Raw genomic sequence first — 21892 nt, forward strand, 5'->3', positions numbered from 1 at the left:
GACGTGAGGCCGGCTTTCTTACCTACCTCCGACCGACCACCACGGTCTTCTCCTCCGTGAACCTCCGGATCGCCTGCGGTACACCTTCCCTGCCCACGCCGCTCGCCTTCACTCCACCGAACGGCATGTAGTCGGCCCGGTAGATGGTGGACTCGTTGACGATCACACCACCCGTCTCGAGCTCCCTCGCGGCCTTCACGGCCCTGTCCAGACGTTCCGTAAACACGGCGGCGTGCAACCCGTAGTCGGTCGAGTTCGCGATCCGGATCGCCTCCTCGAAGTCCTCCGCCCGGATGACCGGGAGGACGGGTCCGAACGTTTCCTCCCGGGCCACGAGTGCGTCCTCCGGCACATCGGCCAGCACTGTCGGCGGGAAGAGCCTACCCTCCGGCTCGCCACCTGTCAGGATCCTCGCTCCCCGCCCCACGGCGTCCTCGACGTGTTGTCGGACCTTCTCCACCGCACCGTCGTCGATGAGCGGTCCCACATCCGTGTCCTCGTCGAGCGGGTCTCCTACCTTCAGCGACTCCGCCACTTCGACGGCGGCCTCCAGAAACTCCTCGTACACGTCTTCCACCACTATCGCCCTCTCGACCGCGATGCAGACTTGGCCCGCGTGGTAGCAAGCCCCGCGGACCGCCGCCTCGGCGGCCACCTCCACGTCCGCAGTCTCGTCCACGATCACCGGGTCGTTGCCGCCCAGCTCCAGTGTGATCCTGGGAATCGAGGAGATCTCACGCAGGCGCTTTCCAACCGACCGGCTCCCCGTGAACGAGAGCGCGTCGAAATCCGCCCGAGCGAGTTCCTCACCGAGCTCGGACCCAGGGCCGACCACGACCTGCAGCGCCAGCGGTTCCACGCCCGCATCGAGCAGAATCTCGGCCAGTCTGAGCGAGGAGAGCGGGGTCACGGTCGCGGGCTTGTGTACCACTGAACACCGGGCGGCGAGGGCCGGTCCGAGCTTATGTGTCGGCAGTAGGAGCGGGAAGTTGTACGGAGTGATCGACAGTACCACGCCGACCGGCTCACGGACTGTGAGAATCAGCTCGGCCGTCCGACCGCGCTGCGCGTCGCCCGGTAGCGTCTCACCGTACAACCGCTCCGCTTCGGCCGCGCTCAGTCGTAGGACCTCCCGCGTCCGGTAGACCTCGTACCGCGCGTCCCGGATCGGTTTGCCGCCCTCGAGTGAGATCAGCTCCGCCAGCTCGTCCTCGTACTTCTTCAGAAGGTGTGCGGCCTCCGCCAATGCCTCGCGTACTTCGTACGTGGGTCGATCTCTCCACCGCCGTTGGCCTTCTTTGGCGTCCTTCAATAGCGCCTCGACGTCCACTTCCGGAGCGAGGATGCGGCCTACTTCCGAACCGTCGTACGGGTTCTCCACTACGATCTCTCGGTCACCTTCGACCCACTCTCCCCCGATCAGGCACCCGTACTCCAACGAGGACCCCGCCGCTCAGGCCGGACCCACACCTTAGAAGCGGATCGGTCTCGATCGACGGCTCGACTCCGCCGCTAAATCGAGCAACTTCGGGAGTGTCTCCCAGCCTACGTCCGAAAACGTTACCGCGGCCCGTTGCAGTTCGACTCGTTCCCGTGCGTGACGCGCGAACATCACGGCAACTGGGAAATGGAGCCCGTCACGCGTCCGCTTCACCTGGAGTATCAGTCGGAACCGGGCCCGTGCGAGCCTGTTGTAAACGTCTTCCACACGACTCAGTACCTCGTATAGGTCCCCCGTGGGACCGACCGCGATGAGGAAGTAACCGTCCCGGAACGCCGAGAACTTCGGTGGTCGGTTCGACACGTCCCCGAACCTCGCTTCCACCCACCTCAACGCAGCGTCCGTTCGCGAGAGTACGTCCCCGGGACGACGTGGTTCCCGACCCTCCCATAAGAGCGAACCCGCGCAGAGGTCCGATTGTGCGCCGACTCCTCCAATCAGTGATAGGAGCTCTAGCGCCCAACCCAGACACTCAGACGCGAATTCCACGGGATCGTCCGAGTAACGACCCAGAATTGACCATGGTAATTCTCGATTCTCGATCCTTACCTCCAACTCGAACACCGAGCCGGGCGAGTATCTAGGGAGCTCGTCCCCGATCAGCCGAAACTCCACCGCAGGGAAGATCGTTTCACCCTTTACCGTCCCACCGAACAGTGCGGTCTCCACCAGGCGTACTTCTTCTCGCCCCAAACACCGCCCCAGAAGCGCTCGAAGGTACCGACGCAGGTCTTCCCGGAGATCGACCACGACTGACTCGCCAGTACGGGATATGACGGGGCTGACGGCCCGCAACCGTACAGTCCCTGACAACCCCGCCACCCTATGTCACGTTTGTTACGTTCCTGAAAGTAAAGGACCCTAGACGCGAGTCTGACGCCGTCCCGGTAATGCGTTCTGACGGTGCTTAGAACTCCCACTTATCTCTTATCATCCACGTGTCCCTCGGTGGGCGCAGTGGCTAAGTGTGCCGACCTATCTAACTAAGCTTTAGGAAAAGTTTCCGGTACCTGGAGGCGTTTCGTTAGTGATTAGGGACTAAATTCGGTATTCATTGGGTAATGGTGTGGGACGCCGAGCTGAGTACGGCCTCGTGCCGTTGGGTAATAAATTTCGGCTAGTTCTGGTTACTGATACCTTTCACTGAACCGTCTAAGTCTCAGACTACGTCTCAACCGGAGTGGGGAGGGCAGCACCGGCAGTCCGCGTTTCGACTCCTCTTTTTCAGCCCCCTGAAGCTCCCGTTCTAACGACCCGATCCGACGTTCCAGGTCTTGTTGTTTCTCGTTCAGCCGACCCACCATCTCGGCGTGAAGTGTTAGTATCTCCCGATAAGCGGTGTCAAGAGATTTCCGCTCTTTGAGGAGGATCCAACGGGACGAGCTCGGGTCACTGTACTTCAGATAGTCCTCGAGGAGTGCTTCGTCCCAAACCCACTTCACGGCACGGTATAGATCCTCCAGGATGGAATCATTGATGACACTGTTCACGGTGAGGTCCCAGAGAGCGGGGTCTAAAAACCACCACCGTGATACCGTGTCCAGCCACTCCCACACGATCTCCGACCTATCCGGGTACAGATCGATGAGTTCCCACCAATGATGGTGGCTGGTCGCGTGCAAGATGCTGGAGTAATCGGGCTCCGGAAGTGCGACGAGTTCAATGTTGGTGCCCTTCTGAATAGCGTCGACCACCTCACGAGGGTCGCTGAGTTCGAACGTTACCGCGATACCTTGGTATTCGAAGTTGAATGATCCACTTCCGACTTCCGAGAGGAAGTTCTCGAACTCACTGCGGATGTTGGCGTCCGCGAGCTCCCAGGGATGTACGAGTATCCATAGGACCAGATGCACGTCGCCGGCCGTGCTTATGGCACCGCCGTCGATGAGATTTCTAACTGCGTTCTGGAGGAGCTCTCGAACCGTCGTCCCGCGATCTTCCGCCCCTTGCACCAGGTCTGATACGTAGCTCAAGGCGGGTACGTAGTATATCTTACCCCCACAAACGTTGAAGTACCCTACCAGCATGTGTCTGGCTATAGGATCCAGTCGATCCCATGTTGGATCGTGATCCACAAACGTTGAAGTACCCTACCAGCATGTGTCTGGCTATAGGATCCAGTCGATCCCATGTTGGATCGTGATCGGGATTGATCGCCGTGATATCAACGCCACAAACCATCACCCGTATCCCGAGCTTATGGCAGGCGTATAGGGTGTTGGCGTCGAATGTCCACGAAGGGACCGATAGAACTTTAGAGACGTTGCTTCCCACTCGGTTCCTGAGGAACCGTAGGTTGAACTCTAGTTCCCAGTATTGAAGGCTGAGTGGGAGACCTCCTAGGGCGTGAGATGTTGAGTGCAATCCGACCAGGCTGATTGTACCCCGCCCGGCGTACTCCCGGATCAAATCCGTGATACCCGGCGCCGCATCCTCACAGACGTTGTAGTGGAACACCGCGACTTTGATGCCCCGCCCCTCGCACCACGAGAGGAACTCTTTCAGTGCGGTGACATGGTCTTTGGACCACGCATCACTGTCGATGTAGGGAACTACGTGCACGTATACCGTAGCGGTGGAGGGCGACAGCATACCGCCTATGATGAACACCAACGATGGGAGCATCGCCGAGCCCCGGTACATATCCGAAGGACCCAGGGTTAACACGTGTTGTCTGAATTCATGCAAATCTTCTTCGTGGAATCAAGCTTCGTAGATGTTCCCGCAGATATCGTAACTCACTGAGTTCGAAAAGTACGGAGAGGGAGGAGTTGAGAAGTTGCTGCGACTCATCGTGTGACGGAGGAACCATGCGAGGCCTCATCTGTACCTGTGTACCTTACGATCCCAATCGTGCGCCGCCCAATAGGTGTATTCGTAATAAGTCCCTCCCTCGGTCCAACGTACGCTCACGATGGACTTCCGAGCTGTCTCGAAGGAGATTTCTAGGACGAACGGGCCACTGTATCGGTGGATCCGAATGCGTTCACCCAGGAGCGCGTGCGCACCTTCGGGTAGGGGACCGCCCTCCAAGAACGTGGAGTCCTCGGTCACGGGAACTCCGTCTTCACTGGGTACTAGTAGAAGTACTTCCGCGAACTTAGGGCACTGAACGTGGAGGTACCCATCGTTCCACCGGATCCGAACACCTGTGAACCATCGAGAAAGTCCGGATTGGACACCGATTTCTCCCATCGTCTCCCTCCAACTGTCACCCTTCCGCACGAACACTGCTCCCTCATCCAGTTCAGGTGTAGTTAAGAATGCCCTAATGACGTTCCACTGGACAACGACTCCCGTGTGGCCTGACGTCAGACACATTAGGCCGTCGTCGACGAATCCTGCTACGATGATTGTGGAAAGTACAATCAGGAGGAGTCCGAGTAATTCGTTCAATTCGATTCCCTCCTTTTGCCGGATAGTGCCGTCATTGTCATCACACGTCCCAGCAAGTCATGATAAATCTCATGATAAATCCAATAGTACAATTCGGGGCTCGTCCGTCAGCCAACATTTGATTACGTTCCACAAAGCGAACCGTGTCGACAACTTCGAGTGTGTTGGGTGACAACGAACATCGACCCTCGGCACGTGTTGACTGGCTAGAACATAACTTATCACACTCATGCCTGCGATTTAGGATATCCTGCATAGGAGCCACCGTATCGATTCCAAAGTTCGCAGCGTTCTAAAGGATTAAAGTGAAAGAAGGGTTAGCCGTATCGGCGTCGTATAATTGGGACTATCGATAAGATCGGAGAATCTTAGTGATCTCGTCGGTAGGGATCCACCCATTGTACATTACCCTGTGCTCGTCACCCTCCATACACAGATTAGGCAATTGGGTGAAGTCTACGTCAATGAATTTCTTGATGTTCGAAGCGATCTCATTATGCTCCCTCTCGTTAGCCATCCAGTTGTCCACCATAACGAACAGTGAATATCTGGCATTATTAGCGCTTATCAACCATTTGAATTGGTCGTGCACTAGTCTACTCTCATCCTCCTTGAGAGAGGGAACTATACAATGGTTAATAGTCGCGATTTTATCCATAAGTATCCTAGCTGTTGCAGTCCCAACCGCTCCATCTAACCCGAATACTACATGTATTGGCTTTTTAGTCTCGCTGACGTACGAACATCCTGCTTTAACAATTTTCTTAACTCTTATATCATTCTTTATTTGTCTATAAGCACGCTTGTAATCGCGATGAGCGCCAGTCGAGCTGCCCGCATCTACCACAATCTTCGCCACACCCTTCCTCTTACACCTCTTGACGTCCAACTTTGATCCAATAACTATCTCCTTTTACCTTACAGGTACGTCTACGTAGTTTGACTCAGCACATCCATGCTTTCCAGCATATATTACCATTACTTCTTTCATATTCCCTCCCCCATGAATTTACAACACGATCAAACATATAAACTCTTCCCCCCTCACAAAGTACGGACGCATAAAAGGATATTTAATTCAAGCAATTTAATTATTGATAATTGGCGCTATACTTACGATGTTAGTTATCCTTCCTACGGATTCAAATCGCACATCTACACTTATCTTAGATGTAGTTATAATTTAGTTAGTTTACCACTAATACTCACTTTAAGTGTCGGAATAAGAATATCTAAGATTATCTCTTCTTAACCTTACACTTTTGCCTTTAATATGAATCGTACAAAGCTAGTCTATTTATCACTCTTAAGTCTAATTGTAATACTACTTTTGAGATTATCCAATTTAGAATGAACTTTTGTAATAGTATCTTCGTTTTCGTCATCAACAGTAATATCAACTTTATCGGTTATTACATTTAACCCTACTAGGACTATTTCACCTTTAACTACAAGATTACTTACCTTACCGCATGAGTATCTAAACATTACTATAGTTTTGTATTGCTCATTCTGTTTGACAAGGATAGGGTGAGCTTGTCCATATAGGTAATCGTATAATAACTCTATTTTAATCCCTATAGGCTGTCAAAATGATTCAACTACATTCTTATTATTACTCATTATTTTCATAATCTGTAACTTATTAAGCGAGCCAAGTAACGTATCTCTAACCAGTAGTTTCACGTTTTCATCCGCAACTTTTTGCAACCTCGAGCTTACCAAGCTTAAAAGATTTAGGCACTTTTTCCATAGTTTTTTCAACGTTACTGTCGTTAATTCTAACATCCTCATATGTCGAAATTTTTCCATGCTCGTAGGTATGAGTCTTGTCTATGTTACTTACTTCCTCAACAAGCTGTCACTGGTGGACTAGTATGAATATAACCAGTGTCCCGCACCCATAAATGAACCCGTCATCAAGTAGTTCTTTAATTGCTTTTTCTTCGAACACCCCGATGTACTATTTTTTATTAGTTTTTTCCCTTTCCGAGGTGTTAGATCCCCGACTAAGTAGTATTAACTGGTACCACTTCAGCAGTACGATCGCGACTAACCGTGCTGCATTGGCTCTCTCCGGCTAGCTTAGCTCTTGTGGTCATCGATTCACTCCAGGCAATGTTGTGCCTGCGTGTTTGAATTACTTTGGACTTCTGAGTATCAAAGGGACGCTCGCCAGTGGTATTATACCGGAGACGTAGAACACGTAATCCAACGAGACGTCCGCCATCAGTCCTGGTAGTGAGCCTATCATTCTACCTAGGGACATGATCGATCCCCACCATCCCATTCCAAGTCCTCGTCTTTCTCCCGAGATCATAGCCACCAGTTTGAGTGACGACGGTTGGGCTAGCGAGTACCCGAGCCCTCCAACGCACAGTAGGGTTACCGCGACGGGAACGCTCTTCACGGTAGGCAACGCCAACACTCCGGTGGCGGCGAGCACGCACCCGGACGCGGCCAGGACGACCGGACTGTACCTGTCGGCCAACCACCCGCAAGGTGTCTGCATGATCACAGCCACGGCGTTACGGACCGCCAGTACCAGTCCGATCTGTGCCGGGTCCGCGCCGAGCTTCTTCAGGAATAGTGGGACGAACGATTCGATCGTGGGCTGTACGGCCGCGGTCGCGAACGCCGGTAGCGAGGTTCGGAAGAGCTCCCGGTCGACTTCTAGTGACCCCTTCAACGCCTCCGTGAGTGGGACTTTCTCCCGGAACGCTTGAACGTCGGGAAGACGTACAGCTATCGGAACGACGAACAGTGCCGGTAGTGCCAGGATGGCGAAGGCCAAGGGTCCGACGCTCCGGTAGAGGTAACCACCTAAAGGAGGTGCCAGGATCATCGGGAGCTGGGTGACCGTGTTAAAGATTCCCAAGGAGCGTCCGCTGTCCGCAACGATGTACAGGAGCGGAGGCCAGAGCGCGCCCATACCGAGACCCAGCGAAATCCGGCTAACCAACAGTGTCCCCGGATGCGGAAGTAGGATCAGGAGGTCGGACAGTGCGTATCCAAGTGCACCGATCGGTGCGAGCCTCCTGGGACCGTACGCGTCCGTCAGGGACCCTCCGACGGGTCTGGCTAGGAGTTGCGTGACGTTGTGTACTAGATTCATGACGCCGACGAACGAGCCGGGGTAACCGGAGTCCACCACGTAAAGAGGTAGGATCGGTAGGACGGAGGCCAAGGACACCGCGCACGCGACTCCCACGACGTGTGCGATCAATCGACACACCCCGTGTTACGGGCGAAGCCGATCTGGGCACTCTGCTACCGTGTCCATACGTGGTCCGTCAGTCTGTGTTTCTTTCGCACGCAGTGCCAGGTTGGGGTGCTATGCATACATAAAAGTGTAATTCCGAACGGGTGGCGACGGTGCGGTAATCCCGATGTTACCGTTCATCGTCACGGTCGTCCGGAGGTACCGACGCGACTACGGTCGTTTCGACACCTAAAGTGGTAGGTCCGCCGCAGATAACATCGAAACTATAACGATTCCACTTTTTCTGCAGGGAGCTCGAACTTGATTTTCGGCAAGTGAATACAGGTTTTCTGGCCTTCTGGGCCTTGACGATACCAGAAACTTTTAAGTACTATGAGCTCGCCATGTGTTCGTGAGAGATCCGGTAGTAGAGGTGAAGATGACTCCACCCGCACGGCACAATCGTTACAATCATCGTAACGTTCCTGCCGGAACTAGTTGAGAAGCACCGATTGGTGTCCATCCGCGGGTGTCGGCAATGGACGGTTCGATCATCGGGGATATCACCGCTCACCCGTCTCCTCATCCCGTACGCGCACGTTGGGTATCTCATGGGGACCTTCCACACCGGTTTCGTGCCAACCTCCAGTTTTCGGCGGGTAGCACCGTCCTCCGATAGGTACTTCGGTCGTCCACTTCCGGTACTAAGCCAGATGGAGGCCCGGTGGTTCCAGCATCTCGAAACGCACAAGTGCTTCGTCGTCCTTCGACCGACTCGGGGGGCCTTTGAGGCTTGCTGCGGTCGCATCCGGACTGCTGGTACTCCTCTCCCAGCCGGCAAGCTGCTTGAAGGTGGCTGTGTTCGCGGTCGATGACGTGGAACCCACGTGCCTCAAAGCCATCGAGAAGGTGCTTAAGGACGCTGGCGTATCATTCGACGAGGTCAATGAGAAGGACATAGTCGACGGGACCATCGTCGGGAAGTACGACGTCTTGATCTTACCAGGTGGCGCGTATTCCGAGCGCGTCGTACATCATCCCGGATTCATCGAGGGACTCAAGGAGTTCGCGAGGGCGGGAGGCAAGATCGTAGGTATCTGCGCGGACGCGATCACACTGGTGAAGGGAGGACTGGTCAGAGCTAGGGTAGAAGAGGCGGGTCTCGGAGTCGGCAGGGTGACGTTGAAATTGAAGCGCTGTTCGCTCACGGAGGAGTTGCCCGACCACCTCGACGTTACGTACATCAACGGACCTGTGATGTGGTCCCAAGGGGCCGAGGTAGTGGCCCGGTACGCTGGAGGTATCGTGGGTCGTGGGGACGCGATCCTCGTGGACCGTTACGGTAAGGGAGAGGTGATCGCGATCGGACCGCACCAATGTCACGACGAGAGTGGACCCGGGGCGCCAAGCTACTGCTCAACGCTTTAGGAGTGAAGAAGCGGATCGAGAGTCGAGGGTGGGGGTGGCTCCCGACACCGGTTCCGGTAGCGGCGGTGATCTTGGGATCGGTAGCGGCCTTGGTGGTCCGCGGGCTGATCTGTGGATCCTAACGCTAACGGTTACCTCACCAGATGTCGACCTGAATCAAGAACTATAGAATTTGGTTGATGTCAATACGACCGTTGGCGGGAGTTCAAGTTAGTAACGATATTCCTCGGCGCACACACCGGAATTTCATTCTTTGGAGATTACGATCTTGCATCCACTATCACCTAACCTACGGTACCCCGTAACATCGCCATCGAAGACGTACTCCAGGAGACCCACCACCACGCACATAACGTCTCTCACTTCACCCTCGAGCAGCTCCCGTACGGAGCAGAACGGGCACGTCGGGATACGCACGGTCACCCTATCTCCCTCCTCCTCGATCTCCACATCCTCTCCGAAGATCAAGCGTAGCTGCTCCTCGGGAGTTTCGTAACCCATATCCTGGAGCTTCCGCGCCAGTGTCCTGGAGAAGCACCGAATAAAGGCGTCACGACCCTTGCCGAGAACGACCCACGAGGACTCCTCTAGGGAAGCTATGGCGGCAGTCAGGAGATCTATGGGTTCTTCTTTCAACCCCCCAAGTTGGGGCCGGTGCGGCACTAAAAAAGCCTAAGGTCTTGCTAGCAAGTGTCCACGTGCACTCTACGTGTGCCCACTTAAGCTCGGTCAGTTATCGGGTGGTGGGTACCTAGATACACTCACATATACCTGAGTCGTCCCGTGGATGTGTTAATGTGTTCTCACGGAGGACGACAGGACCGAAAGAGATGATAAAGAGACGACACGCGAGAGACATCTAAGGACCGACGTCGTCTTATGTTCAATGTTTTTTCCAACAGTTGCCGCCATTTTATAATAGTGTTGACATCCCTAGTCTAATCTCCGATCCGTGTGTAATCCTACGCAGAACGAGAGCTAGCACTCCTAGTGTGAACCCTACGACCCCCACCGAGTACAGCTATGTCGGGAATGAGAAATACAGAATTACCCGTGACAGAGATGAATTTACTAAGATAACCATCGTTCCGCCAGGTCCAATGAATGCCCTTCCATTCCGTCATGCCATGCCGGAAAATGCTTTACTTTAATTAAGACCCATCTATAACCGCGTGTATCCACATCAATCGTACACCAGTTAACTTTCGCAGGTAGTGGTGATAGATTAGTTCTAAACTTCTCAAGTATTTTAGAGTATAAACAGCGCTCACGCTTACCAGGAAGTGGTGGAATACAACTACACGGGATTATTGTTACTGAGTGTGGTCGTACCGCTACCATTGGTAAGTCTATTCCGACCACTCTAATTATCCCAGCACCTGCTTTAATGTCCTTGAACCATCTTCCGTTTACCATATACACTTTCGGCAACTTCCTCGACTGTCGCACAGGTAAATTCCATTGATTACCGGCGTTAGAATACCTAAGATGTAGCCTAATATTTACCTTTATTAATTTTATTTTGAGTACTTTAGACAATTTTTTGGTAGTCCTACTATCCAGTTGTAATGGTAGTATTAAAATAACTTACCTGCTTTCGCTCGCTAGCTTCACCGCCAGTTTGACATCTTTGTAAGATTTCGGTCTAACTATTATCTTGTGGAACATACTGAGATCTTTTGGTTTCTGTACTGTGGCAAAAATGTACTCGTATCCATACTTAGGTACAATGTTAAGGGCAGTAGTGTAGTCTCGTGCTAATGATCGTACGTCGTTATAGTTCGGGTCGCACACTCCGATAGGATCTACAGCTTCCGCATCAGACACTTTACTGTTCTCTAACACCAGCACATGTCCTACTCGATATACTAGTGCCATTCCGGCGCGACGACTGACCTCAGAAACTTGAGACGTTGCGGTCACTAAGTATTGAATGTTGGCTAATCGACATATTGTTCTTACGAATTCCTTGTCATACCACTAGAATACCTCCCATTCTGATCTTTCAGTCAGTGCGTGGAAGTATGGATCCCTTGTGCGAAGTATCCAGTGAACCTAGGTCCAATTCGTATGGAACTATGTGGGGATAGATTGGCCTCGTTATACATCCTAAGCAGCGGTCCCACTCCTATCCTTACCATGGGGCCCTTCATACGATGCTTAGAAATCCAAACAGATACCATTTTGGTCTCAGGTATTTCCATAACATGAATAGTTAAAATGTGGTTCCATGATATCAAGATCGTAGTTACCACAGATAATATGGCTGAAAGATACGCTCCCTTATAGCCGTGCTCCAGTAAATAACATGCAGGTAATGCCGTCAGAGGCGTTAGAAGTGCACACGTGAATCTATCTAGAAGTATATTTACCCAGTGGCAGCCTGGTTATTATTCCGGTTATACAAGTGACTGCCAGTCCATACGCAATCACCCAGCATATAAAAACTATTCGCATCCACGACTCTCGACGTGCTTTCCATAAACCTAACACTCCTAACGTGAGTAGAAATATTACAGGAGACATAATCACCAGATCTTCTTTTGAATCCAAAGCTCATGGTAAGCTTATATATACTGTAAGAAAATAATATAGAGGCTGCTAGTAATCCCAAAGCGAATGCGTGTGGTCCATCGGTCAGCCTAGCTAATGGAGCTATTAAATAATAAGGTAAAAAACAGTAGAAGATGGGGTATGGAAACCATGCGTACCAATAATAACATAGGTTTGGCGGAGTGCGCCCTATCAGGATCTCCCATGCGTACTCTGCCCCGAACGCGTGTGCTGGTGCGTCTCTCGGGGCCAGTGGTTTCAACAGCACCGGTCCTGACGCCATCATCGCGGCTACTAGTGGTATCAACCACCTGGTCCGGACAGACATCAACTATCTCTTCTGGTCAATTAGGACTCCCGTATGGGGACTCCGGATGTAGCGCCGGTACGTTAATTTCCTTTACCCTCCGTGTGGCGTGATCGTCCGGTAAGATATAGGTCCGGATGGCCACTCCACACTGAACGAACCGGCCGGTGGGCGCGTCTTTGACATAGGTCAGTTCGGAGTCACGCGGGTTAGAGGAGCCAATCCCTAACGTAATGAAACAGCGCTGAAACGGTCGACCTGAGGACGTTCTTACCGATCCTGAAGCCCGAGTCCTTAGCTATCTTCAGGAACCGGAGATCGTCGAGGTAGAACCTCACGTACGCCTTCCTGAGTAATTTCTTCAGTTCTTTCCTCGAGAGGTACAGCGTCCTCATCACAGGGTGTAGCGTGGTGTATTTAGACCAGTCCTTGGTTTCTATCAGGCCTTTCCTCTCAGCCAGGTCGTAGAGTGGTGTCCCTGGGTACGGAGTGCACACCGTGAACTGGGCGTAGTCCGGCTTCAAGTCGATGGCGAACCGGATGGTCCTCTTGATGTCATCCCGATCCTCCCACGGGAACCCGAGTATGAACGAGAACAAAACCCCGAGCCCGTACCTGGCTGCTACTTTCCTACACGCGTACACGTCGCCCGTGGTGATCTGTTTATTGATCTTCCTTAGCGTCTCGTCACTCGCGGATTCGGCGCCCACGTACACGTACCGACATCCGTACTCCTGGAGCGCTTTCGCCATTTCCGGTGTCATAAGGTTGGCCCGGGTCCCGCAGTCCCAAGGTACGTCGATTCCTTCCTTCCGTAATTTCTCCCCTATCTCCTCTACCCTGGAGACCGTGATCGCGAACACGTCATCCACGAACTCTATACGCTCCACGCCTTTTTCCTCCACAAGGTACTCTATTTCACGGACCACGTGGTCCGCGCTCCTGGCCCTCCATTCCCTCCCTAATAACCTAGAAGAAGCGCAGAACGCGCACTGGAACGGGCAACCTCGACTCGTGATCACCGGGGCGTACGGCTCGTCGGGATCAGGAGCGTACAACGAGATATCGATCTTGTCGTACGCCGGTAGGGGGAGCGAGTCTAGGTCCTCGATGGGTCTCCGGTCGTCGTTTCGTATCAATTTACCGCGCTCGTCTAGGTACGAAATGCCCGGCACATCCGACATGTCAGGATCCTCCCAGCCGTCCACGTGGTCCAACAGGTCGGCGGTCGTGAGCTCACCTTCTCCCCTCACCACGGCGTCCGCGTGACTCTCCCGAAGGGCCTCTCCGTCCATGAACGTCGGATGCGGACCGCCTAGAAACACGAACACACCCTTTTCCTTGACGCGCCTGGCGATCTCGTACGCGTACGGGGCGGCGGGCGTCGTGACGGTGATCCCTACGGCGTCGTACCCTGAGGCCATCTTCACCACTTCCTCGACGTCCAACCCCTCGGCTGGGCAATCCACGATATCGACCGAGAACCCCTCTCGCTCCAGGTAAGCTGATAAGTACAGTAGCCCGACGGGAAACGCCGTAGCACCTAGGACTTTCCTGATATCGTCGTTATACGGGGGTTGAACCAGTAAGACCTTCAACGCTTAGGACTCCCCTGGAGGGTTCGGGCAGGGGTCAGTGAATCCTAGACGATCCCTTGAACGTTTCGCGTTCGCATAAACGCGACTCGTAACCCCAGATCATGGTTTACGAATAAATACGATGCACGACTGCGGTCACCCCGTCCATCATGCGGTACCCTACTCGACTGAATTAGTCGAGCGTACGGAAAGTTGAATGTCGTTAGCGGGACATTGGGTTAGACCCCGCACGACCGGTTACAGGTACGTACGCGTCAAGGGATCTCTTCTCTCTCGGTGGATCCGGGGACGGTAATGTGCCACGTCGGGCGTCACCCGAGGGAACCAGTACGTACCTACCTATCGACGATCCTACAGGTTGATGTTTTCGAAACATTAGCTCAGTTTAGCCCAGGTGAGTTAACGTTAGTTTAGTAGAACTTGCACGAGAAATGCATATTATCGGGTTGTACGCTCGGCAACAGACACCGGGGACCATGTTGGGCAAGCCTGAGGTCACCATTGTAACGGAGGGAACGTATCCCATCACTCTCGGCGGGGTCACCACCTGGGTACAGCGTCTCATCGAGCACTCCTCAAACGTCAGGTTCAACGTGCTCTGTCTGGCGCCCTCAGGGAAAGCGGAACCTGTCGTTGATATCCCGGAGAACGTCCGGGACGTGGTCGTTCGAGAGCTGGTACCGAGACGAGTTGGGAAGCGCCGCTGGGTGGCCCGCGTGTTCCCCGTCCACAGGATACGGTGGCTACTTGGGCGACGGGGTGAGCGGGCTCCTGAGGGCTTCCACGTCCTGGAGCGAGCCTTCGAGTACATATTGGAGGGCGAGCCACTGGAGGGGGAGATGCTAGAACGGTTGTACGAGGTCTCGGAGAACCCAGTGAGAGTGTTAGAAGGGCCCACGGTTTACACGCTGGCTCAGTACGTGGAGGACCAGTTGGGTTCGGATGAGCGGTTCAGCGACTTGTACTGGGCGGTGGCGAACGTCTGCTCATTCGTCATGGGGGCGGCCTCTGGCGCCCGCCACATGCCAGAGTGTGACGTGGCTCACCCTCAGAACTGCGGCGTGTGCGGCTTCCTGTGCGCCGTCAGGAAGGTTGTCAAGGGAACTCCGTACATCATCACGGAGCACGGCGTCCTGGTCCGAGAGCTGGACACTCGCCTCGAGGGGCTCGGGGATACAGTCCGGGAGCTGTACCGGAGATGCTTCGAGTCAATGATCAAAACCTCTTACCAGTACTGCGATGAAGTTCTTGCGATCTCCGATTACCACCGGGAACACGCCGTGGAGCAGGGTGCGCCGGAGGACCGTGTCGACGTGATCTACTCTGGGATCGAGACCTGGAAGTTCCCACCACCCTCGGACGTAGAGAAGAAATTCTGCGAGGCGGACAAGTTCCACGTGGGGACGGTCGCCCGGGTCGAACCCATCAAAGGGATCGACGTGTTCGTCCGGATGGCGGCGAAGGTGGTTGAGGAGGTAGGGAAGAACCGGGTCCGATTCCACGTGGTGGGGCCCATCGACGACCGGGAGCACTACGAGAGGTGTCAGGAGATCATCGAGCGGCAAGGGCTAGAGCAGGTCGTGAGGTTCCACGGGTCTCGACCTCCGGAGGAAATCCTGAGGTTCTACCACAAGTTCCACGTGTTCGTGCTCTCGAGCAGGTCCGAAGGGCTCCCCATGGCCCTTCTCGAAGCGATGAGCGCCGGATGTCCCGTGGTGGCGTCTGAGGTAGGTGCGGTCCCCTACATCGTCGAGGAGGAGATAGGGCGGACGTTCCCTTCGGAGGATCACGAGGCCGGCGCGCGGGTCCTCCTGGAACTGCTTCAGGACCCGGAGGCCCTCCTCCAAATGTCTTACACGGCGACTAGGAAGGCTCGGAAGTTCGACATCACCCGGATGTGTGATGAGTACGTGCGACGATACGTGAAGTACGCGATCCCCGGTCCTGGGTGAGGTCGAATGGGGTTCCTGTCGGATGCTATCGACAAGACCATTCGGGACGTGAAGAAGGGGAGGGCGGACCTCAAATCTGTCGTTAGATCGGCGCTACTCTTCACCCCCGTCTGGAGCGTCATCACGCTGTTGACGCTGTTAGAGTCGATGTCCATGAACGATCTACCCGAGCTCGGCTTCAGCCTAATCGTGGGTTTGCTCTCGTCATCACCTTTCCAGGTCCTGGGTTCGCGAATGGTGGCGGACGCTAGGTACCTACGGGTGCTGTCCCCCGTCATCGGCGTTCTCGCGTTGGTGGCGGTTGTCTACCCGCCCGTGCCGTGCCTTCTGAGCTGGTTGCTCTCGGCATCTTTCGGCGTGAAGCTCTCGCACGACGTCGTCCTGGCTGCCGAGTTGACGGGTATCGTTTACACCCTGACCTGTATGGTAGAGGCCAGCTGTGGGGAGTGCCGGTGGAGGTCCGTCCTGCAGATCGTGATCTCGTGGATGGCGTTCTCGGTGTCGTTCGCGGTCCTCTCGGCGCTAACTTCCGACGTCCTGAGGTCGTTCGTGCTCTCGTCGTCCCTCCTGGCGGTCGCCCTGACGGTGAGCCTCGTCGCGAACGCGCGGAAGCACCTCGAGAACAATCCCGAAATCACCAAGGAGTACCTGGTAGGGTGCTTGGTCGTGGCCGTCGCTGCGGCGCTGGACTACTTCGTAATCATGCTATCCTCGATCGCGTACTACGCCATGATGTTCCTCGACAAGATCGTCATCTGGTGCTGTCGGGGATTCCCGTACCCACCACTTGACGTCCCGGCGTTCGTGGGGATGGTCCCCTTACTGGCCGGTACGTTCGCGGCCGGGGTCTTCTGGACCGACGTCGGGAACGATCTGGATATGATCTACAGAGTCGAGTCGAGGGAGCTCGAGGGGATAGGGCGTCGGATGTTCTTCCGGTTCCTCAAAGGTACCTGGATAGCCCTCGCACTCTCAGGCGTCCTGGCACTGGTGCCCGCCTCGTTCGTGAAACCATGGTTCCATCACTGGATGTCGGAGGGCGCCATGTACCTCCTCGGACCGGCCCTGAAGGCGTCGTCCACCCTGATCCACACACTGAGCCACGCCCCAGTCCCGACGTTCGGGATCCTGGCAACGTTGATGAAGTGGATCGAATGGAAACTTGCCGGTGCGAACCCGGACCTCCTGATCCTATACCTGTTGGGGAGCGTCCCGGGGGCGCTGGTGGTCTACACGTACCCGCAATTGATCATGTTCCGCCGAGAGATCGAGGCGACGGTGGCGCTATCCCTCGTCTCCGTCGCGGAGATCCTGGCGTGGCATCGATGGGGTGTGGAGTGGCTCGCCCTCGGCTACCTGATTGGGACTTGCATCTCTGCGACCGTATGCGCGCTGACCGCGGTCCGCATGTGGCTCAACCTGCACACGGAGGCGTACCGGGTGCTCTCCTACAACAACTTCGTTTCCTACGTGATCGAAATCCGGCGACGCGGGATCGAAGAGGTCCGCCCACGGGGTCTGTAAACGGTCCGGGGAGCAGGACAACGGTCCGCCCGGCAGGTCGCGTTCGTGTCCTGGGTACTCCCACGGTCGTAGTTGTTCGGCTCCCATCCGAGTGGTCGGTTTCCCGATTCACCTGAACATTGCGAAAAGAGTCTCCATCACCGCACCTCGGCCGTGGTCTTCCCGCATGGAGGGGGTTGAAGATCCTCTTACCGGTTCTGCCGGGCTGGCCCTGCAGGCCTCGGCGTGAGACGGACTACTCATACCCAATCACTCCCGGTTCAGGACCCTTCGAACTCTCACTAACTCCCCTTCGCATCCGATCTTTCTCGGTGGACGCCGTCACTACGGGGCACGAGCTTGCCGTTCCACGTTCCAGAGGTGATTGACTTCGAAGCTGTTCTCCCAGATCCCGGTACCGCCGGTGGTTCTGCAGAGGCGCCGGGTCCGCGCCTAAAGACCCCCCTCGCCGCTCCCGCTTCCGTTGCTACCTTCCTTGTTTCCTTATCCTCATCCTCTTTTCCACTACCGCTAAGCGTCCCTTCCCATGATGCGACGTTGCGCCGGCCCGTCTCCGTCCCAGTCTAGTCAGTAGTCTGATGAGTTTCGCATAAATCATCCATGAAGGCCTTGGTGAGAGCCGCGAACTTCCGTATCAACTCCGCCTCCGGATCACTGTGATGGCGCGCCGCCCGGGCCACCGCCAGGGGCAGCGCGACCGGCGATTTGGAATCCTAGTAGGATCTCGACCGGCGATCCGGCCACGCGTTCGCACTCTTCCGAGACGTTTTTCCCAGAATCAGGTAAGGTTCCGGGACTCTCACCCGACGCCCGTCTCCGTCGGACGCGACACCGATCGGTGAGAATATTTACGTACGATCATCGACTGGCACTCGTATTGACATCGCATTATTCGTGTATGATCTACGCATCATCGTCGGATGGTAGCAACACGATTTCAGCTCGCGGGCCCGCTCCGTGATGACGAGCACGTCCACGTCGGAACCGCCCGTAACCATTCCCTTGATCACGCTGTCGAGAGCGATCACCTCGGACCGCGGGTCCACCCGCTCCCGGATCACCCCTTGCGATCCGGCTGATCCAGTACTTCCATCTCCGAACGTACTCCAGGAAGAGCCGGTACTACCTCCGGAGGTGTCCCACGTACCACTCCGGGACGTCCTCCTGGGTCACGGGGCGATCCCACGTGGGATCTTACGAGGAGGCGTGATAGCTGCGTGATCATGCCGGTGAAGCGCTCGAGCTTGCGAGGTTCATCCTGGAGTAGGGTATGTGCAGGTAGACCGCGTTCCACGCCGAGTAGGCTGTGCAATTGGGTATCAAGGCAACACTGGCGTTCTTCTGTCCGACGCGTACACGGACGCTCGTTACCTGGTAGAGTTCCCCTACGACACCGACAGAGAACGCGAAACGGTTCGTTGAAGTTGCCGATCGGATACTCTCCGCGCTCGAGGAGGTCCTTCGGGGGCACGGGTTCGAGGTGCGATGTTGAACACATTTGTTTCATTTTACTTTACGCGATCATCCGTCATGGGGTACCGTGCGTTGATGACACCAGTACTGTAGCCGTCACCGTGGCCTTCGACCTCCGAGTGGGTAATATCCTCGTCGACCGTTGAGAAAACGGACATGACGCCGATCGAAAGGCTGAGGAACAAAGCCGCTCGAAGGAGGTGTCTTGCGTACGGGCTTAGGAGTCAGGGAGCTCCAGAAGGTGATGAGGTAGTACCCGGAACGTCGAGTCCCTGTTCCCGGAGAGGATATCGTGGGGCCGGTCACGGCGGAACACCGATCGGTGGGCTGTGCCCGGCACTACAACAGCTCCGTATGATCACGGACACCTACATGGCACGCGGAGAGGCATCCGTCTACCCTCCTGAGAGGGGAAACCGGTTGCGTCTTCCGATTCCTTACGACCGACCCACCCGGTTCGTTACGGCGTCCGTCCTGTCCTTCTCCTGCGCGGCTACGGCTTTTACGGCACTATGGAACGTCACCGTCGGCCTCTCGGTAGCGTCCTAGTATCATCCCTAACCGCGGCCTGGCTCCTGGCCCCGACGCACGTGGTGGTATGCGAACGCCGTATCACGATCGTCTCCACGGGACGACGCGTCACCCTGGCCGTGAAAGGAACGGTGGGCACGATCGATCTCCAGGTGTCCGACTTCTGGGTTTCGGGGGCGTCTTCGGCTACGTCGGCCTCTACTGGGTGAGGGGCGTGGGCCGATGTTATGTGTACTCGCGCCGACGATCGCGCCTGGCCGTCTGGAGACGGACCGGGGGACCGTCTTGGTGGGTGCCGAACCGACAGAGGAGCTGCTGGATGCCTTGACCCGATGACGTCCGAAACGGGACGCTACGTCACGTCCAGCGATCGATCGACACGTGTACGATAGCGCCCAGTGGAGCCGGGGACGGTCGCATCACGCCTCTTAACTCCGGTCTCTGAGGGGGGTGGGGATGACGACTCCTTTAGTCTACTGAACGGTGATGATCGGTGCAGCTGTTCGACCGGGAACATCGGTGAGGAACCCTTCGGGCGCTGACGGGTGATGAGGGGCAGGCGTTCCCGAGCCACCCATTACCACATCCGAGAGAGGAGTTCGGATCACCACTCGGCGAGCCGGTGCCGGTCCAAAAGAGATCGCCGTCGGTATGTGCTACCCTCATCATCGATAGGCGTCCCTCGACCTCCTCATCCGCGTTCCCCCCGCCGGGTCTCGGCCCGTTACCCGGAGGTCATCGGAGCCTCCCCGCAGAGCCACTCCGCATCGGCCCGATCTACCGTGTCCCGATCACATCGACCGAGTTCTGACCTACGGTCCGGCCCGCGCCGTTTCACGACCGAGGAACCGACAGCACCGGGACACGGTGACACCGCGTGTGTGATGGAAAGTCCCACTATCCTTAATTACCTCATGTTCGAACGGCTTAGTACGTGGGAACTGAGGTTTGCTGGCTGCCATTCTTGGTCTGCTGGCGATCCTGTCACCCGCCGCGGCGGCAGGCACGTTGGACGTGAAAGACGTCGACTACCCTAGTCAGGTAGACGTGTGTTCGAGGTTGTCGGTCAAGTTCAAGATCGTCGACGCGTCGACGGGCCAGCCGGTACCTGATGCTTCAGTTGTGATCAGGATAGCGGGTGATGAACACAAGGATTCTCCGCCCGAGGAGTGGACCAAGGGTCACTATGTGAAGACCACTTCTGGTTCTGATGGTAACGTGACTGCCCAGCTCACCGCGCCGGGTAAGGAGGGCACGTTCTACATCTGGGTCAAGGTCGAGAAGGAGGGCTACGAGCCTCTGGTGAAGTGCCTAGGAGAGCTGAAGGTCACGGGTACGTCGACGTGCGAGCACGAGGGCGAGCAACACCAACATCGGGGTGAGTACGGTGGGAACCCAGCCGACGTACCGGTCTCGCCACTAGTGGTCGTCGGAGCGCTCTGCGCGCTGGTACTGGTCGGTGCGACGAGGCGGTGAACGCCCTCCCGCCGCCTCGAACCACCTCAGCCCCGCGACTTTCGGTCGTTACTTCCGAAGTGAAACGGTCTTCATCGGTTCCCGGGGTCCGTGGGTGGAACCTCGGAATTACGAATTCTCAAACGACGACCGTCGACCGTTCCGGGTGGGCCGTGGTGGTTGTTAACGTTGGGGAACCAAACGTTGGGAAACCATCGGTCGGTACGAGGCCGGTCGCGCCTTATCACTTTCCTCGTTACCGGATATCGAAGTTTATAATAGCCTCGCACGCGCCGGTACGCCCGGGTAATACCAATGTCCGGGCTGGAGGAACATCTCGAGAGGTGGTTCAAGAACGAGAGCGAGGCCGTGACCGTGTATCGTACGATAGCCGGACTGGCGGAGGAAGCGGGCATGTCCGAGGTCGCCGAGACGTTCAGGAAGATCGCGGACGAGGAGCTGAGACACGCCGCGATCGTAGCCCGGATCGCCGGGAAGTTGAGCGAGGACATCAAGTCGGAGGTCGAGCGACTGGCGGAGAGGGAGGCGCAGGCCGCCGAGCTCAGGAGGAACGTGATCAAGGAGTACGGGGACGAGATGGGTGAGGACGTACGGGCGTACCTGATAAGCACCGCGCACGACGAGGAGCGACACGCGAAGATGCTGAGGAACCTGTTAGAACGTCTGGAGCGAGGGTCGGTAACACCGACCCTCGTCACCGGTCGGCGTTCCTCGGCCTCCTCATTCCTCTTCCTCTTTTACTGATCCCGACCGTCGGCTCAGCCAGGCGAGATAAGGTTAGTGAGGATATTTAAGCAACGCCGCCCCCTCCCTCGCGATACCCGGAACCTCAGAATCTTAACGGACGCCGACGGATCGAAGTGAACGTGGAAACAATTTGGTTTCAAAATCGAATGATATGTACCGAAGCGTGGGCTCGCCGTCGTGAAGGTCGATCTCGTCGTGACGGCT

General features: G+C 55.9%; 15 protein-coding genes. 5 read left to right on the forward strand and 10 right to left on the reverse strand.

The annotated features are described in order from the left end of the window. Window positions 1-22: 22 nt before the first annotated feature. The 7 genes from BW919_RS06520 to BW919_RS06550 form a co-directional block, all read right to left on the reverse strand. Window positions 23-1438, reverse strand: a complete 1416-nt coding sequence (locus tag BW919_RS06520; protein ID WP_088336210.1) for an aldehyde dehydrogenase family protein — start codon at window positions 1436-1438, stop codon at window positions 23-25. 33 nt (window positions 1439-1471) lie between these two features. Beyond that, a complete protein-coding gene (locus tag BW919_RS06525) occupies window positions 1472-2314 on the reverse strand; it encodes a hypothetical protein (RefSeq protein WP_157666131.1) in 843 nt (280 codons plus the stop codon). Window positions 2315-2628: 314 nt separating this feature from the next. Further along, window positions 2629-3576 (reverse strand): hypothetical protein, encoded by a 948-nt coding sequence (locus tag BW919_RS06530; RefSeq protein WP_157666132.1) that lies wholly within the window; start codon window positions 3574-3576, stop codon window positions 2629-2631. Beyond that, window positions 3494-4126 carry a hypothetical protein gene (locus tag BW919_RS06535; protein ID WP_088336213.1) on the reverse strand — a complete coding sequence of 211 codons (633 nt, stop codon included), beginning with the start codon at window positions 4124-4126 and terminating at the stop codon, window positions 3494-3496. Before BW919_RS06535 ends, BW919_RS06530 begins: the two co-directional genes overlap by 83 nt. 195 nt (window positions 4127-4321) lie before the next feature. Continuing rightward, on the reverse strand, window positions 4322-4897 hold the full coding sequence (locus BW919_RS06540) for a hypothetical protein (protein WP_088336214.1): 576 nt from the start codon (window positions 4895-4897) through the stop codon (window positions 4322-4324). 346 nt (window positions 4898-5243) lie between these two features. After that, the gene (locus tag BW919_RS07950) at window positions 5244-5414 is read right to left on the reverse strand and encodes a hypothetical protein (RefSeq protein WP_157666133.1); all 171 of its coding nucleotides are present in this window, start codon (window positions 5412-5414) and stop codon (window positions 5244-5246) included. A 1623-nt stretch (window positions 5415-7037) separates the two neighbouring features. Then, window positions 7038-8123 carry an MFS transporter gene (locus tag BW919_RS06550; protein ID WP_157666134.1) on the reverse strand — a complete coding sequence of 362 codons (1086 nt, stop codon included), beginning with the start codon at window positions 8121-8123 and terminating at the stop codon, window positions 7038-7040. Between the two features lie 762 nt (window positions 8124-8885). On the opposite strand from BW919_RS06550, the gene BW919_RS06555 reads away from it, so the two are divergent. Then, on the forward strand, window positions 8886-9527 hold the full coding sequence (locus BW919_RS06555) for a DJ-1/PfpI family protein (RefSeq protein WP_157666135.1): 642 nt from the start codon (window positions 8886-8888) through the stop codon (window positions 9525-9527). A 246-nt stretch (window positions 9528-9773) separates the two neighbouring features. Here the strand turns inward: BW919_RS06555 and BW919_RS06560 are convergent, their stop codons facing one another. Together BW919_RS06560 and BW919_RS06570 are read right to left on the reverse strand one after the other, a co-directional pair. Next, window positions 9774-10163: a hypothetical protein gene (locus BW919_RS06560; RefSeq protein WP_088336218.1), complete on the reverse strand. Its 390-nt coding sequence runs from the start codon at window positions 10161-10163 to the stop codon at window positions 9774-9776. Window positions 10164-12596: 2433 nt separating this feature from the next. Then, window positions 12597-13985 (reverse strand): B12-binding domain-containing radical SAM protein, encoded by a 1389-nt coding sequence (locus tag BW919_RS06570; protein WP_088336220.1) that lies wholly within the window; start codon window positions 13983-13985, stop codon window positions 12597-12599. Between the two features lie 476 nt (window positions 13986-14461). Between BW919_RS06570 and pelF the strand changes: the two genes are divergently transcribed. After that, window positions 14462-15937: a GT4 family glycosyltransferase PelF gene (gene pelF, locus BW919_RS06575; protein ID WP_088336221.1), complete on the forward strand. Its 1476-nt coding sequence runs from the start codon at window positions 14462-14464 to the stop codon at window positions 15935-15937. Between the two features lie 6 nt (window positions 15938-15943). Beyond that, the gene (locus tag BW919_RS06580; protein WP_088336222.1) at window positions 15944-17461 is read left to right on the forward strand and encodes a hypothetical protein; all 1518 of its coding nucleotides are present in this window, start codon (window positions 15944-15946) and stop codon (window positions 17459-17461) included. 848 nt (window positions 17462-18309) lie between these two features. Here the strand turns inward: BW919_RS06580 and BW919_RS06585 are convergent. Then, window positions 18310-18507, reverse strand: coding sequence for a hypothetical protein (locus BW919_RS06585; RefSeq protein WP_088336223.1), 198 nt, complete (start codon window positions 18505-18507; stop codon window positions 18310-18312). 1906 nt (window positions 18508-20413) lie between these two features. On the opposite strand from BW919_RS06585, the gene BW919_RS06590 reads away from it, so the two are divergent. Both BW919_RS06590 and BW919_RS06595 read left to right on the forward strand, forming a co-directional pair. Further along, window positions 20414-20941, forward strand: a complete 528-nt coding sequence (locus tag BW919_RS06590) for a hypothetical protein (protein WP_088336224.1) — start codon at window positions 20414-20416, stop codon at window positions 20939-20941. A 294-nt stretch (window positions 20942-21235) separates the two neighbouring features. Continuing rightward, window positions 21236-21685, forward strand: a complete 450-nt coding sequence (locus BW919_RS06595) for a ferritin family protein (RefSeq protein WP_088336225.1) — start codon at window positions 21236-21238, stop codon at window positions 21683-21685. The last annotated feature ends 207 nt before the right edge of the window (window positions 21686-21892 follow it).

Origin of the sequence: Methanopyrus sp. KOL6, assembly GCF_002201915.1 — an archaeon.
In the GTDB taxonomy this organism is placed as follows: Archaea; JAADCQ01; Methanopyri; order Methanopyrales; family Methanopyraceae; genus Methanopyrus.

Excerpts from the sequence above, each read along its gene's own strand:
- BW919_RS06535 (WP_088336213.1), bottom strand. The coding sequence starts at position 4,126 with ATGCTCCCATCGTTGGTGTTCATCATAGGCGGTATGCTGTCGCCCTCC.
- BW919_RS07950 (WP_157666133.1), bottom strand. The coding sequence starts at position 5,414 with ATGGCTAACGAGAGGGAGCATAATGAGATCGCTTCGAACATCAAGAAA.
- pelF (WP_088336221.1), top strand. The coding sequence starts at position 14,462 with ATGTTGGGCAAGCCTGAGGTCACCATTGTAACGGAGGGAACGTATCCC.
- BW919_RS06580 (WP_088336222.1), top strand. The coding sequence starts at position 15,944 with ATGGGGTTCCTGTCGGATGCTATCGACAAGACCATTCGGGACGTGAAG.
- BW919_RS06595 (WP_088336225.1), top strand. The coding sequence starts at position 21,236 with ATGTCCGGGCTGGAGGAACATCTCGAGAGGTGGTTCAAGAACGAGAGC.